Raw genomic sequence first — 12115 nt, forward strand, 5'->3', positions numbered from 1 at the left:
GATGTCAGTGTTGGTGTCAGGCCGACTCGCGGGCGCTTTGCCGCCCTTGCGGCCGTGCCAGGCCCAGATGCTCGCGCAGCGTGCCGCCTTCGTACTCCGTGCGGAAGATGCCGCGCCGCTGCAAGATCGGCACCACGCCGTCGACAAAATCCTGCAGTCCGCCGGGCAATGCATCGGGCATCAGGTTGAAGCCGTCGGCCGCGCCGTGCCGGAACCAGTGCTCGATGTCGTCGGCGATCTGCTCCGGCGTGCCGACGATCACGCGGTGCCCGCCGCCGCCCGCCAGCTCGCGGATCAGTTCGCGCACGGTATAGCCGTGGCGCCGCGCCAGCGCGAGCGTGGCATTGAAGAAGGTATGGTTGCCGTTGCCATTGGCCGGCAGGGCGAGGCTGGCGGGCAGGCGTTCGTCGAGCTTGAGGCGGTCCGGCGTGATGCCCAGCGTGCCGGCCAGCCGCGTCAGGCTGTAGTCCCACGGGATCAGGTCGACCAGCTCGTCGCGCCGCCGGCGCGCCTGTGCTTCCGTTGCGCCGATGATGGTGGTCAGCCCCGCCAGCACCTGAACGGCATCGGGTCCGCGCCCTAGCGCCTGCGCGCGCGATTTCAGCTCGCGCCCGTAGGCCAGCGACTCCTCGAACGATTGCGAGGCCGAGAACACGGCTTCCGCGTGGCGCGCCGCCAGCTCGCGGCCATCCGCGGAGCCGCCTGCCTGCACCACCACCGGATGGCCTTGCGGCGAACGCGGCAGGTTGAGCGGTCCTTGCACCGAGAAATGCTCGCCATGGTGCGCGATCGGCAGCACCTTGCCCGGGTCGACGAAGCGGCCCGATGTCTTGTCGCCGACGAAGGCATCGTCCTCCCAGCTGTCCCACAGCGCCTTGACGACCGCGGTGAACTCGGAAGCGCGCGCATAGCGCTGCGCGTGATCCGGCGCCGCGTCGCGCCCGAAGTTGCGCGCCGAGGGCGCGTCGGCGGTGGTGACCACATTCCATCCGGCGCGCCCGGCGCTCACGTGGTCCAGCGTGGCGAAACGCCGCGCGATGTTGTAGGGCTCGTTGTAGCTGGTGGACGCCGTGCCGATCAGGCCGATATGCGTGGTGGCCGCCGCGATGCTCGCCAGCAGCACGGTCGGCTCCAGCGCGGTGATCGGGCGGAAGTGGATCTGGTCGACGATGGCGGCGTTATCCGCGAGGAAGACCGCGTCGAGCTTGCCGGCCTCGGCGATCTGCGCCACGCGGATGTAGTGCCGCACATCGGCGAAGGCGCCGGGGTCGCTCTCGGGCAGCCGCCAGGCCGACGGCACGAAACCCGAATGCAGGATGTTGATGTTGAGGTGAAGCTGGCGCGGCCGGCGCGATGCAAGCGGTGCGCTCATTGGAATGTCCCCGGTTCCGGATGGCCTTCGCCGAGTACCCAGCGGCCTACATTGCGGGTCTTGTATTCCGACGGGTTGTGCAGCGTGTGGATGCGGGCGTTGCGCCAGAAGCGGTCCAGGCCAACCTTGCGCACCGCCGAGCGTGCGCCGGTGACTTCGAAGATATCGCTGGAGACCTGCAAAGCGACTTCGCCGGCCAGCACATTGGCTGCCGCAATGGCGACAGCCGCTTCGCCGCGTTCTTCGGCGGTGAGCTTTTCGCCGCGCGCCTGCACGCCGTCGAGCGCCGCCAGCGCGCGGTCGGCCAGCGCGGTGGCAGCCTGGGTCCTGACCCAGAGTTCGCCGTACTGGCGCCGCACCCAGGGGTCGTCGACATGGCGCTCCACGCCCGAGTGGATCCACGGGCGCGACTGGTGCACCGTGTATTCGCGCCCGGCGCGCAGCGCGCCCTGGGCCGTGCCGATAAACACGTTGAGCAGCACGCTTTGCTGCTGCAGCGGCGTGACCGTGCGGTAGGGCTCGGGCGGCGCGCCGGTGGGATTCAGCGGCACGGGCTCGCCCAGCACCTCGTCCTGGTGTACGCGCACGCCGCGGTAGGTGACGCGGCCGCTGCCGGTCTGGCGCTGGCCGATGCCGTCCCAGTCATCCTCGATCACGATGCCCTCGCGGTCCGCGGGAATCGCGGCGAAGCGTCGCTCGCCGCTTTCGGCATCCTCCCAGGCAATCGCCAGGAAGTCGGCGACATGCGAGCCCGAGGTGAAGGGGCGGTAGCCGTCCAGCACGAACCACTCCCCGTCGCGCCGGCCAAACAGGCTGTTGGAAAAGCTGTTGGCGGTATTGCCCCAGAACCAGTTGCCCTCGACTGACCGGCGCCACAGGCTGGCCGCCTTCTCCGGTGCATTGCGCAAGCGCGGGCTCAGCAGGCTGCTGTAGTGATAGCCGAACAGATGGCCAAGCGAGCCATCCACCTGTGCGAACAGGCGTGTGATGCGCAGCACGGTCGACCAGGACTCGCCCTGGCCGCCATGCTCGCGCGGCAGCAGTAGGGCCAGCAGGCCGTGCTCCTTGAGCAAGCGGATCTGTGCCAGTGGTTTCCCGCCGGCCTGGTCGCGCGCGATGGCGTCTCCGGCGAAGCGGTCGCGCAGTGCCACGGCGCGCGTGACGAAGGGGTTGCCGGAGTCGGGTTCGAACAGCGCGGGCGCTGCATCTTCCAGCGCGTGAAGGTAAGCGACGTTAGCGGTCATGATGGCGTTCCGGTTGGTGCGCTCAGTGCACCTTGGCAAAACCGTGGCGTTCGGCCAGCAGTTCGAGGATGCGGCGGCTGTCGGTGACGAAGCGCAGTTCGCCCAGGGCTTGCGCATCGGCGGGTGCCGGCGCGGCGTCGCCCAGGACCAGCGCGGGCAGGCCCTGGTGCGCTTCGCCGAGCACGGCGATCACCGTCTGGCGCGGACGCGCGAAGGGCACGCGCGTGATGTCGAGATGCCCGGCCAGCGCCGGGTCAGAGGCCAGCAAGCCTTCGATGGCCAGGCAATGCGGGCAGACGTAGCGTTCGCCGGGTTGCTTGGGGTCGGTGAATCCGGGTTGCAGCAGGAACAGTCGATCGCGGCTCATGGGAATCAATGAAATGAATCAATGGAATACCGGGTGATCGGTAAAGTCAGCGGTACACGGCCGGGGAGGGGAATTCGCCCGTGAGCAGCCATGTGCCCACCGTGCGTTTCTTGTATTCCGCCGGGTTGTGCAGCGTATGCGTGCGCACGTTGCGCCAGAAGCGGTCGAAGCCGTTGGCGTTGGTGGCGGAGCGCGCGCCCATGACCTCGAAGATCTCGCTGGAAACGGCCAGACCGGTTTCCCCCGCGTACAGGTTGGCCGTGGCCAGTTCGATCGCCGCGCGTCCGCGCAACTCCGGCGTCAGCGCCGCGCCGTGGCGGTAGATCGCGTCCAGGCTGCGCGCGGCCTGGTCGGCCAGTTCCGTGGCCGCCAGCGTGCGGATGGCGAGTTCGCCGTACTTGCGCTGGACCCACGGGTCATCGACATGGCGCGCCACGCCCGAGTGGATCCACGGGCGCGACTGCGTGGCGGTATAGGCACGGCCTTCGTCCAGCGCTCCCTGCGCCGTGCCAATGAACACATTGAGCAGCACGCTTTGCTGCAGCAGCGTGACCAGCGAGGCAAAGGGCGTCAGCGGATCGTCGGGCTGGCCCAGGAGTTCGTCGTCGCGCACCAGCACGCCGTTGAAGGTGACGGTGCCGCTGCCGGTCTGGCGCTGGCCGATGCCGTCCCAGTCATCCTCGATCACGATGCCGGCGCGCTCCGCCGGCACGACGCCCGTCAGCCGCTGGCCGAGTTCGTTTTCCCAGGCGACCTGGATCACGTCGGCCACATGCGTGCCGCTGGAGAAGGGCCGGAAGCCGGTGACTATCCAGCCATCGTTGCCGGGCGCGCGCCGGGCGCCGGAGGTCTTCGACAGGGCATTGCCCGAATTGCTCCATAGCCATTGCTGCTGCGCGGCCTCACGCAGGAGGCGGTCTTTCTGCTCCGGCGCGCCGCGCGCCAGCACGGTATGCACGGGGAGGTGGTGGTAGCCGAAGAGGTGGGCCAGCGAGCCATCGGTGCGCGCGAACTCGCGCACGACCCGCAGCAGCGACAGCCACGAAGCGCCGCCGCCGCCGTAAGCCGCCGGAATGCCGGCCGCCAGCAGGCCGCTTTCCTTGAGCAGGCGAATCTGCGCGGTGGGCCGGCCGCCGGCTTTGTCGCGCTGCGCGGCATCGGTATGGAAGGACTCGCGCAGCACCACTGCGCGGGCGACGAAGGGATCGGTCAGATCCGGGCCGAAGGTGGACATGCTTGATTTGGCGAGGTGGACCGGCGGCGATGCGCCGGGCGGTCCGGTTGGGCCTGGAGCCCGCCGGAACACGGCCGGCAGGTTGGCCGGCGATGTCCCTGGCAAGCTCAGCGTTGTCTTCTCTTTGTCGTCTCGTTGTTTGCACCGGAGACACGATAGAACAAGCTCGCCACGCCACCAACGAAGCAAACTGCGCTTGCATATCCACTTTTATGGATGGCGGCCCGCCGCGATGGCCACTCGCAGGAATTTCCTCGCGACAGTTCGGAAGGGGCCCGTGCCCAGGCGAACCGCGCTTGCGGCAGCGCCGCCGCTAGGCCGCCTCCACGGCTCGTTTCCCGTCCATTGCAGCACCGTATCCTTCGCCCTTCCACTCGATGAAACAGATGCCATGGCCGAAGGGATCGGACAGCATGGCCTGCCGGCCCCAGACGAAATCCTGCGGCCAGTCCTCGAGTTCGGCGCCGGCTTCCAGCGCGCGCTCGATGGCGGCTTCGAGGTCTTCCACCACAAAGTCGAGTTGTACCGGCATCGAGCGCCGGCGATAGTTGCGCCGTCCGTCGGCACGTGCGCCGGGCGAGGTGCCTGGCGCACCGGCGAGCAGGTAGATGGGCGTGGTGCCGCCCGCCATTTCTGCCACGGTTCCGTCGAACAGCTTGCGCGCCAGGCGCAGTCCCAGGCCGCGCTGATAGAAGCCGATGCCGCGCGCGAGGTCGTCGACATCGATATTGACCAGCAATTGCATCGCTGCCTCCTGCTTAGATTGGGGCGATTTCACTCCGGAGCGTTCCGCCTGCCGCCACGTGCGTGCCGGATGCGGATGGTGAGTCAGACGCTTGCCAGCAAACATCCGCTGAGTGAGGAGCGGGATTGTGCGCCAACACTCCTGACAAATACTGTCAGGAGTGTTGTAGCCGGCGCCCGTCCGCGCAAGGCTGGCAAGGCGCCCGGAGCGGCCTTCAGGCGCGCGCCGGCGCCAGCAGCGCGGCCACGACGGGCGCCAGCGCATCGCCGAGCGCCATATGGTCGGCGGCATCAAGGTGCACGCCGTCGACCTCGCTGCTGCGGATCACCGTGCCGGTGTCGAACCAGTCGCAACCGCGGGCGCGGCAGACCGCCTCAAAGGCTTGCGCCAGCCCGGCGCATTTGTGCTCGCCACCCGCGAACTTGGGCGCCAGCGGCCCGCGCGGCTTAGTGATGGGGGGCGGCACCAGCACCAGTACCGGCGGCACCGGCATGCCGGGCTCGATGGGCGCGCCGCGGATCGCGTCGAGCAGGGCGCCGATGCCTTGCGCGGCATGCCAGGCATTGTGCGGGTGCATGGACTGGAAGTCGTTGCTGCCGAGCATCAGGATGACGAGGGCCAGCGGCGCGTGCATTTCCATGCGCTGTGCCAGGCCCTGGATGCCGTTGCGGCCGGGTTTGAAGGGGTCGTCCCAGACCGTGCGGCGGCCGTTGAGGCAGTCTTCGAGTATGCGGACCGGGCGCTGGCCGCCGGCGGCCGCGCCGTTCGCCACATTCAGGGCAAGCTCCAGGCGCCCAGGCCAGCGCACCGGCCAGGGCAGGCGCTGCCGCGTTCCCGGCACGATGCCCCACGACAGCGAGTCGGCATAGACCAATACCTGGAGCGGGTCGGCGTACGCGCTGTCGAGGGGGGAGGGAACGGTAGCGGACTGCGGGGGATGGCTCATGGGCATTCTCCGTGGCGGGCAGGACTGGCGGGAAGCGTCGGGTAAAGCCGCATTGGCAGCTTTGCGACAGGGTTCCGGGCGCGGAAGTTTTGCTGCGAACCTTGGCTCGGAAACCCTCATAATATCGGCTAACAATAGATCGGGAGAGTGAAGTTGCGTTTCGAGCACCTGGTGGAGATCAACGATCCACGAAATATCCAGTTGGACATGCTTACGCCGGAGCAGCTCTGGCAAGGGCTGGTGCTGCGCAGTGCCGAGCCCGAGCTGTTTGTGATGGGGCTGGACCGCGCGGAGATCGTGGAACGGGGCGACGACTGGGTCGAGCGCAAGCTGCACTTCGGCAAGGCCACGATCCGCGACCGCGTGGTCTTCGAGCGACGCCGCGTGGTGCGCTATGAGACCGCCCCCACGGACGAACACGCAGGCGGCACCCTGACCATGGCGATCGAGACGCCGGGCCCTGGCGCGCTGCTGCTGCGCTTTATCTACGAGACCACCATGCCCGCGGTGGACGACAGCGGCGACGACCGTTACGCCGAGATCGTCAAGTCGGCCTACCATGAGGCCGACCTCGACACCGTGCGCAAGATTCGCGAAATGGCAGCCCTCGGGCGGCTGGGGTGAGCGGGCAGCCTTCGTCGCCTGCCCCCGGCGGGCAGCCGGGCGGACCGACCCGGGAATCGCTGCGGGCGCGCTATGGCAGCCGCCTGCGCTGGCTGGTGCTGCTCACGCTGATGCTGGGGACGGTCTCATCGATCGTGTCGTCGACCATCATCAACGTGGCCATTCCGGACCTGAGCCGGCATTTCGTGCTGGGGCAGGAGCGCGCGCAATGGGTGGCGGCCAGCTTCATGATCGCCATGACGCTGTCGATGCTGCTGACCCCCTGGCTGCTCAACCGCTATGGCCTGCGCCGCACCTTCCTGGGCAGCCTGTTGCTGCTGGGCGCGGGCGGGCTGGTTGGCGGATTTTCACCGACTTACGGCGTGATGATCGCCATGCGGGCGGCCGAGGGCGTTGCCGCGGGGATCCTGCAGCCGCTGCCGAATATCCTGATCCTGCGGGTGTTCGAGGAGCGCGAGCAGGGCAAGGCGGTCAGCCTGTTCGGCTTCGGCGTGGTGCTGGCGCCGGCGCTGGGGCCGAGCCTGGGCGGCTTCCTGGTGGAGGCCTTCGGCTGGCGCTCGATTTTCTTCGTGGTGGTGCCGCTGACGCTGATCGGGCTGTGGATGGCGCGGCGCTTCATGGCGGTGGACTCCGCCATGATGGGCGAGCGCAAGCCGCTCGACTGGCAGGGCCTGGGGCTGGCCGGTATTGCCACCGTGAGCTTGCTCAACGGGCTGGTGCAGATGCGTGAAAGCCTGCCGGCCGGGCTGGCGTTGGCCGGCTTCGGGGTACTGATGCTGGTGGTGTTCGTGCTGTGGCAGTTGCGCGCCGCCCATCCGCTGATGAATATGCGCCTGTACAGCTACCAGCAGTTCGCGGCCGGGGCAGTGGTGGCGTTCATCTACGGCGCGGGGCTGTTCGGGTCCACCTACCTGCTGCCGGTCTATATGCAGTTGGCGCTGGCCTATACGCCGTCGCGCGCCGGCCTGGTGCTGTTGCCTGCGGGCATCGCGCTGGCCTTGACCATCGCCGCGTCGGGACGCCTGTCCAATCGCGTCGCGCCGCATTGGCAGGTATCCGTCGGCCTCGCGCTGCTGGCGGCTTCCTTCCTGCTGATGGCGATGGGCACCAAGGCCACGCCTTACCTGCTGCTGGTGGGGTTTGCGATACTCGGCCGCATCGGGCTGGGCTGCATCCTGCCTTCGCTGACGCTGGGTGCGATGCGCGGCGTGGATTATTCGCTGATCGCGCAGGGCTCCAGCTGTATCAACTTCCTGCGGCAACTGGGTGGCGCCATCGGCGTGAGCCTGGCCGGGGTGGGGCTGCAATGGCGGCTGGCGGCGCAGGGCGCGGTGCTCGGCCCGGAAGGCGACGCCGCCGCGCGCATCCGCGCCTTCGACGAAACCTTCCTCGCGGTGGGGCTGGTTATCGCCACCGCGATCCTGGCGGCCTGGCGGATCCGGCCAAGGCCGCTGTCCGACGCGGCGCAGGCCTAGGGGGACCGGGGGGCGGTCCGGCTTCAGGCGGTGGTGCCGCTGCGCAGTTCCTCCACCAGCGCGATGTATTTTTCCCTGGCGTCGTCCTGGGACGTGCCCTTGAGCGTCTCCCAGGCCTCGAACTTGTAGCGGCCGACGAAATCGGTCATGCCCGGCTTGTCGCCGTGGGCGTCGCCCTCGCTGCCCTGCTTGAACAGCGCATACAGGCGCAGCAGGGTCATGTTGCTGGGGCGCTCGGTCAGTTGCTTGACGTCGAGCTGGGCTTGGGCGAAGCGTGCCTGCAGGTCGCTCATGGGATTCTCCGGGATGGGTTTGAAGGGGAAGCGTTGGGGGACAAAGCGCGTGAGCCGCGATGATAGCGCCCGCCACGGTGCGTTGGCGCCGAAAGAAACCGAAGAACACTTCAGTCCGCGGGGAAGGGGCGCCCGGTTGCGGGTTGGCCCGGACGCGCGCAAGTTCAGCTTTTGAGGTCGCTCCGGATACAATCTCGCCATGTCCTGGATTCTTGCAGTTGAAACCTCCACCGAGTGGTGTTCGGTCGCGCTCGGGCGCCTTGCCGATGGCGGCGCCCTTGAGTGCCTGGTTCGTCATGAACATACCGGCCCGCGCTCCTCTTCCCGCGTGTTGCCGGCCGCCGGCGAGCTGCTGGCCGAGGCCGGCATCGCCTTGTCCGATTGTGCCGCCATCGCGTTTGGCGCCGGGCCGGGCTCCTTCACGGGCCTGCGCACCGCCTGCGGCGTGGCCCAGGGGCTGGCCTTCGGGGCCGACCTGCCGGTGATTCCCGTCAATTCGCTGATGGCCTGTGCCGAGCGCGTGCGCCTGGGCGGGGAGGGGATGCCCGCCTTGCCGCCCGGCGTGTCGGTGCTGGTTGCCCTGGATGCGCGCATGGACGAAGCCTATGCGGGCGCTTTCCGCTGGGATGCCGGCGCGCACGAGTGGCAGGCAGCGACCGAAATGCAGGTGTGCCCGCCCGAGGCCGTCAGCCTGCCGGCAGGGCCGTTCTGGCTGGCCGGCAGCGCCGCTGCCGTGTTTGGCGAGCGCCTCAAGGCCACGGGGATTGCGCAGCAAAGCGTGCCCGAAGCCTTGCCCGCCGCGCCGGCGCTGGTATCGATTGCCCTGCGCGCGCTGGCACGCAATGAAACCGTCGCGGCGGCGGACGCCATGCCGATCTACCTGCGCGACAAGGTTGCCCAGACCATCGCCGAGCGCCAGGCCGCGGCGGCGCGGCGCGCCTCGCTGGCCGCGGCGGGGGAGCAGCCGTGAGCGTGGAGCGCAACCTGCCACCCGCCGACGGCGCGGCCCGTCCCGGCTCTGGCCAGGGAGCCGGCGCCGGCTGCGCGTGGCCCGACATGCCGGTGATGCCGAGCATACCGGCAGGCTGGGCCATCGGCCGCATGAGCGCGCTGGATGTCGAAGCCGTCGCGGAGATCGAAGCCAGGGCCTATAGCCATCCGTGGACGCGCGGCAATTTCGAGAACTCCGTCAAGGCGGGGCATATTGGCCTGACTTTGCGGGATCCCGGCGGCGTGCTGGTTGCCTATACGGTGCTGATGCCGGTGGTCGACGAGATGCACCTGCTCAATATCACCGTGGACCCGGTGCGCCAGCGTGGCGGGCTGGGCCGGCTGCTGCTGGCCGTCGCCCTGGCCACGTCGCACGGGCATCACCTGCATACCATGCTGCTGGAAGTGCGGCCATCCAACGTCGGTGCGATCGAGCTGTACCGCCAGGCGGGCTTTGCCGAGATCGGGCGGCGCAAGGGCTATTACCCGGCCGCGGGCCATGCGCGGGAGGATGCGCTGGTGCTGCGCCGCGCCTGGGCGCCTGTGGAGGCCATGCCATGAGCCGCCGCGCCAGGTTTCTCGAAGTGCTCGGCATTGCCGATGAATGGGTGCTGCGCCGCGCGCCAGCCATGCCGGAGGCCGCCGAGCCACCCGGGGCGGCCGCGGATGCCTCCGCCGGTGAAGATGCCCTGGATCACGACGACCTGCCCGCGCAGGAAGCCGCGCAGGTTGTCATCACGCGCGCTGCCGCTGTCGATGCGCCAGCCGGAGCCGGCGCGGACGACGCGGTTGCAGTGGCGGCGCCTTCCGCATGGGGGCCAGACATGGATGCCGGACCCGTCCCCGCACCGGTCCGCCTTCCCCCCCGGCCGCCCGTCGCGATCCCGGCGGAAAGCGGCTTCGATCCCTCGCCGGCAGCCCAACCGGGTGTGGACGCCGATGCGCGTTCCGCCGCCATTGCCGCGCTGGACTGGACCGCGCTCGAACAGCGCGTCTCGGGCTGCGTGGACTGCCAGTTGTGCAACGGCCGCACCCAGACTGTATTCGGCGTGGGCGACCGCCAGGCCGAATGGATGCTGATCGGCGAGGYGCCTGGCGAAAACGAGGACAAGCAGGGCGAGCCCTTCGTCGGCCAGGCCGGCAAGCTGCTCGACAATATGCTGGCTGCCCTGGACCTGGCGCGCGGACGCAACGTGTATATCGCCAACGTGCTCAAGTGCCGCCCGCCCGGCAACCGCAATCCCGAGCCGGAAGAGGTCGCCCGGTGCGAACCCTACCTGAAGCGCCAGATCGCATTGATCCAGCCCAAGCTGATCGTGGTGCTGGGGCGCTTTGCCGCTCAGTCCCTGCTGCGCACCAGCACGCCGATTGGCAAGCTGCGCGGCACCGTCCACAGCTATGAAGGCATCCCGGTGGTGGTGACCTACCATCCCGCCTACCTGTTGCGCACCTTGTCCGACAAGGCGCGTGCCTGGGAGGACCTGTGCCTGGCACGCGAGGTGCACGACCGTGCGGGAGCCAAGGCCTGATTTCGCGCTAAGCCCCGGCGGCGCCATCGAGATGGCGCCGCTCTGGCGCCATGCCGCCTCGCAGCGCCTGCGCGAACTCGCCTGGTGCTCGCTTTCGCCCCCATTGCTCGCGTTCCTGCCCGAAGCTGACGCGGCCCATCCCGTCGTCAACGGCTCGGCGCCTTCGCAGGCGGCCCTGGCGCGCTGGCCTGAAGGGGCGCTGGCCGCCTGGCAGCGCTGGCTGCCGGCTGCCGATCCCGGTTCGCTGCCGCCCACCATTGCCGAGCTGGCGCTTGGCCAGGAACAGCAGCGCGTGCGCGGCCCGTCGCCCGCGCCCAGCCTGCGCCTGGGCCGCCACGCGGAACGCCTGCTGCAATTCACGCTGGAACACACCGAGGGACTGGAACTGCTCGCGGCGAACCTGCCGGTGCGCCGCGCCGGCACCCATGGCGTGCAAACGCTGGGGGAGCTGGATTTCGTCTGGCGAGACGTGGCTAGCGGCGCCACCGTGCACTGGGAGATGGCGGCCAAGTTCTACCTGCTGGTCGAGCCCGTGGCGGATGCCGGGTCGCGCGATGGCGGGACCGGCAAAGCCGTGCTGGACCGGCATTGTTTTGTCGGTCCCAACCTGGTGGACCGGCTGGGCGACAAGCTCGAACATATCGTGCGCCGCCAGCTGCCGCTGTCGCACACGCCGGAGGCCCGCGCGCTGCTGGGCCGGCCGGTCGATCGCAGCGAGGTCTACCTGCTCGGGTGGCTGTTCTACCGGGACGGCGTGGTGCCGGCTGCCATCAGCGATCTGGGCATCGCGCCCGACCACTTGCATGGCTGGTGGTCTACCTTGCAGGACTGGTCGGACTGGGCGCGCAAGCGGGAAGGATCGCGCTGGTACCGGCTGCCGCGCTCGGCATGGATGGCGCCGGCCAGGGTGGCGCAAGCGCATACGGAGACGCCGGAGGCGGTGCATGAGGCCCTGGCGCAGCGCTTTGCCGAAACGCACCACGAGAAGAACTGGCGGCGCGAGGCCCCGGTGATGCTATGCGAAGTGGAGCCGGCGGGGCAGCCCGGCGTGTGGCGGGAACGTACGCGCGGCTTCGTGGTGCCGCCGGGGTGGGAGGAGCGTGCGCGCCAGCGCATCGCCAGGCCGGTGGGGTGAGGGCCGTGCCTGGCCCTCTGCCTGGCTAGTGTCCTGCGTCAGATATTCGCAGACAAAATCGCCTGATGCTGGCGAGGATGTCATCGGCGGACTTCGTCCACACGAAAGGCGTGGGGTTGGCGTTGTTCAGGTCGAGATATTTTTGGATGGCTTGCTCAAGT

The 12115-nt window shown here is 69.1% G+C and carries 13 protein-coding genes and 1 pseudogene; 6 read left to right on the forward strand and 8 right to left on the reverse strand.

What is annotated here, in order from left to right:
• Positions 1-16: 16 nt before the first annotated feature.
• The 6 genes from AC1DT6_RS28815 to AC1DT6_RS28840 form a co-directional block, all read right to left on the reverse strand.
• Positions 17-1372, reverse strand: a complete 1356-nt coding sequence (locus AC1DT6_RS28815; protein ID WP_441634665.1) for an LLM class flavin-dependent oxidoreductase — start codon at positions 1370-1372, stop codon at positions 17-19.
• A complete protein-coding gene (locus tag AC1DT6_RS28820) occupies positions 1369-2616 on the reverse strand; it encodes an acyl-CoA dehydrogenase family protein (protein ID WP_441634667.1) in 1248 nt (415 codons plus the stop codon). The genes AC1DT6_RS28815 and AC1DT6_RS28820 overlap by 4 nt, the downstream gene beginning before the upstream one ends.
• 22 nt (positions 2617-2638) lie before the next feature.
• Complete coding sequence (locus AC1DT6_RS28825) at positions 2639-2983, reverse strand: DUF3088 domain-containing protein (RefSeq protein ID WP_441634669.1); 345 nt, start codon at positions 2981-2983, stop codon at positions 2639-2641.
• 46 nt (positions 2984-3029) lie between these two features.
• Entirely contained in the window at positions 3030-4217 is a 1188-nt protein-coding gene (locus AC1DT6_RS28830) for an acyl-CoA dehydrogenase family protein (RefSeq protein ID WP_441634671.1), read from the reverse strand.
• Positions 4218-4530: 313 nt separating this feature from the next.
• Positions 4531-4962, reverse strand: coding sequence for a VOC family protein (locus AC1DT6_RS28835; RefSeq protein WP_441634673.1), 432 nt, complete (start codon positions 4960-4962; stop codon positions 4531-4533).
• 214 nt (positions 4963-5176) lie between these two features.
• Positions 5177-5908 carry an SGNH/GDSL hydrolase family protein gene (locus tag AC1DT6_RS28840; RefSeq protein WP_441634675.1) on the reverse strand — a complete coding sequence of 244 codons (732 nt, stop codon included), beginning with the start codon at positions 5906-5908 and terminating at the stop codon, positions 5177-5179.
• 153 nt (positions 5909-6061) lie between these two features.
• Between AC1DT6_RS28840 and AC1DT6_RS28845 the strand changes: the two genes are divergently transcribed.
• Positions 6062-6532: an SRPBCC family protein gene (locus AC1DT6_RS28845; protein ID WP_441634677.1), complete on the forward strand. Its 471-nt coding sequence runs from the start codon at positions 6062-6064 to the stop codon at positions 6530-6532.
• Complete coding sequence (locus tag AC1DT6_RS28850; protein ID WP_441634679.1) at positions 6529-8007, forward strand: DHA2 family efflux MFS transporter permease subunit; 1479 nt, start codon at positions 6529-6531, stop codon at positions 8005-8007. Before AC1DT6_RS28845 ends, AC1DT6_RS28850 begins: the two co-directional genes overlap by 4 nt.
• 23 nt (positions 8008-8030) lie before the next feature.
• Here the strand turns inward: AC1DT6_RS28850 and AC1DT6_RS28855 are convergent, their stop codons facing one another.
• Entirely contained in the window at positions 8031-8300 is a 270-nt protein-coding gene (locus AC1DT6_RS28855; protein WP_035864953.1) for an acyl-CoA-binding protein, read from the reverse strand.
• A gap of 199 nt (positions 8301-8499) precedes the next feature.
• On the opposite strand from AC1DT6_RS28855, the gene tsaB reads away from it, so the two are divergent.
• From tsaB to AC1DT6_RS28875, 4 genes are all read left to right on the forward strand, one after another.
• The gene (gene tsaB / locus AC1DT6_RS28860) at positions 8500-9270 is read left to right on the forward strand and encodes a tRNA (adenosine(37)-N6)-threonylcarbamoyltransferase complex dimerization subunit type 1 TsaB (RefSeq protein WP_441634681.1); all 771 of its coding nucleotides are present in this window, start codon (positions 8500-8502) and stop codon (positions 9268-9270) included.
• A gap of 86 nt (positions 9271-9356) precedes the next feature.
• Positions 9357-9851 carry a ribosomal protein S18-alanine N-acetyltransferase gene (gene rimI, locus AC1DT6_RS28865; RefSeq protein WP_035865087.1) on the forward strand — a complete coding sequence of 165 codons (495 nt, stop codon included), beginning with the start codon at positions 9357-9359 and terminating at the stop codon, positions 9849-9851.
• Positions 9848-10819 carry a uracil-DNA glycosylase gene (locus tag AC1DT6_RS28870; protein WP_477115144.1) on the forward strand — a complete coding sequence of 324 codons (972 nt, stop codon included), beginning with the start codon at positions 9848-9850 and terminating at the stop codon, positions 10817-10819. The genes rimI and AC1DT6_RS28870 overlap by 4 nt, the downstream gene beginning before the upstream one ends.
• Complete coding sequence (locus tag AC1DT6_RS28875) at positions 10800-11954, forward strand: DUF1853 family protein (protein WP_441637662.1); 1155 nt, start codon at positions 10800-10802, stop codon at positions 11952-11954. The genes AC1DT6_RS28870 and AC1DT6_RS28875 overlap by 20 nt, the downstream gene beginning before the upstream one ends.
• 25 nt (positions 11955-11979) lie before the next feature.
• Here the strand turns inward: AC1DT6_RS28875 and AC1DT6_RS28880 are convergent.
• A pseudogene (locus tag AC1DT6_RS28880) lies at positions 11980-12115 on the reverse strand (IS630 family transposase); the annotation flags it as partial.

This window comes from Cupriavidus sp. 01L45 (assembly GCF_056399885.1).

What these genes read in the sequence shown, in the direction of transcription:
- AC1DT6_RS28815 (WP_441634665.1), bottom strand. Translation starts at nt 1,372, where the DNA reads ATGAGCGCACCGCTTGCATCGCGCCGGCCGCGCCAGCTTCACCTCAAC.
- AC1DT6_RS28820 (WP_441634667.1), bottom strand. Translation starts at nt 2,616, where the DNA reads ATGACCGCTAACGTCGCTTACCTTCACGCGCTGGAAGATGCAGCGCCC.
- AC1DT6_RS28825 (WP_441634669.1), bottom strand. Translation starts at nt 2,983, where the DNA reads ATGAGCCGCGATCGACTGTTCCTGCTGCAACCCGGATTCACCGACCCC.
- AC1DT6_RS28830 (WP_441634671.1), bottom strand. Translation starts at nt 4,217, where the DNA reads ATGTCCACCTTCGGCCCGGATCTGACCGATCCCTTCGTCGCCCGCGCA.
- AC1DT6_RS28835 (WP_441634673.1), bottom strand. Translation starts at nt 4,962, where the DNA reads ATGCAATTGCTGGTCAATATCGATGTCGACGACCTCGCGCGCGGCATC.
- AC1DT6_RS28840 (WP_441634675.1), bottom strand. Translation starts at nt 5,908, where the DNA reads ATGAGCCATCCCCCGCAGTCCGCTACCGTTCCCTCCCCCCTCGACAGC.
- AC1DT6_RS28855 (WP_035864953.1), bottom strand. Translation starts at nt 8,300, where the DNA reads ATGAGCGACCTGCAGGCACGCTTCGCCCAAGCCCAGCTCGACGTCAAG.
- tsaB (WP_441634681.1), top strand. Translation starts at nt 8,500, where the DNA reads ATGTCCTGGATTCTTGCAGTTGAAACCTCCACCGAGTGGTGTTCGGTC.
- rimI (WP_035865087.1), top strand. Translation starts at nt 9,357, where the DNA reads ATGCCGGTGATGCCGAGCATACCGGCAGGCTGGGCCATCGGCCGCATG.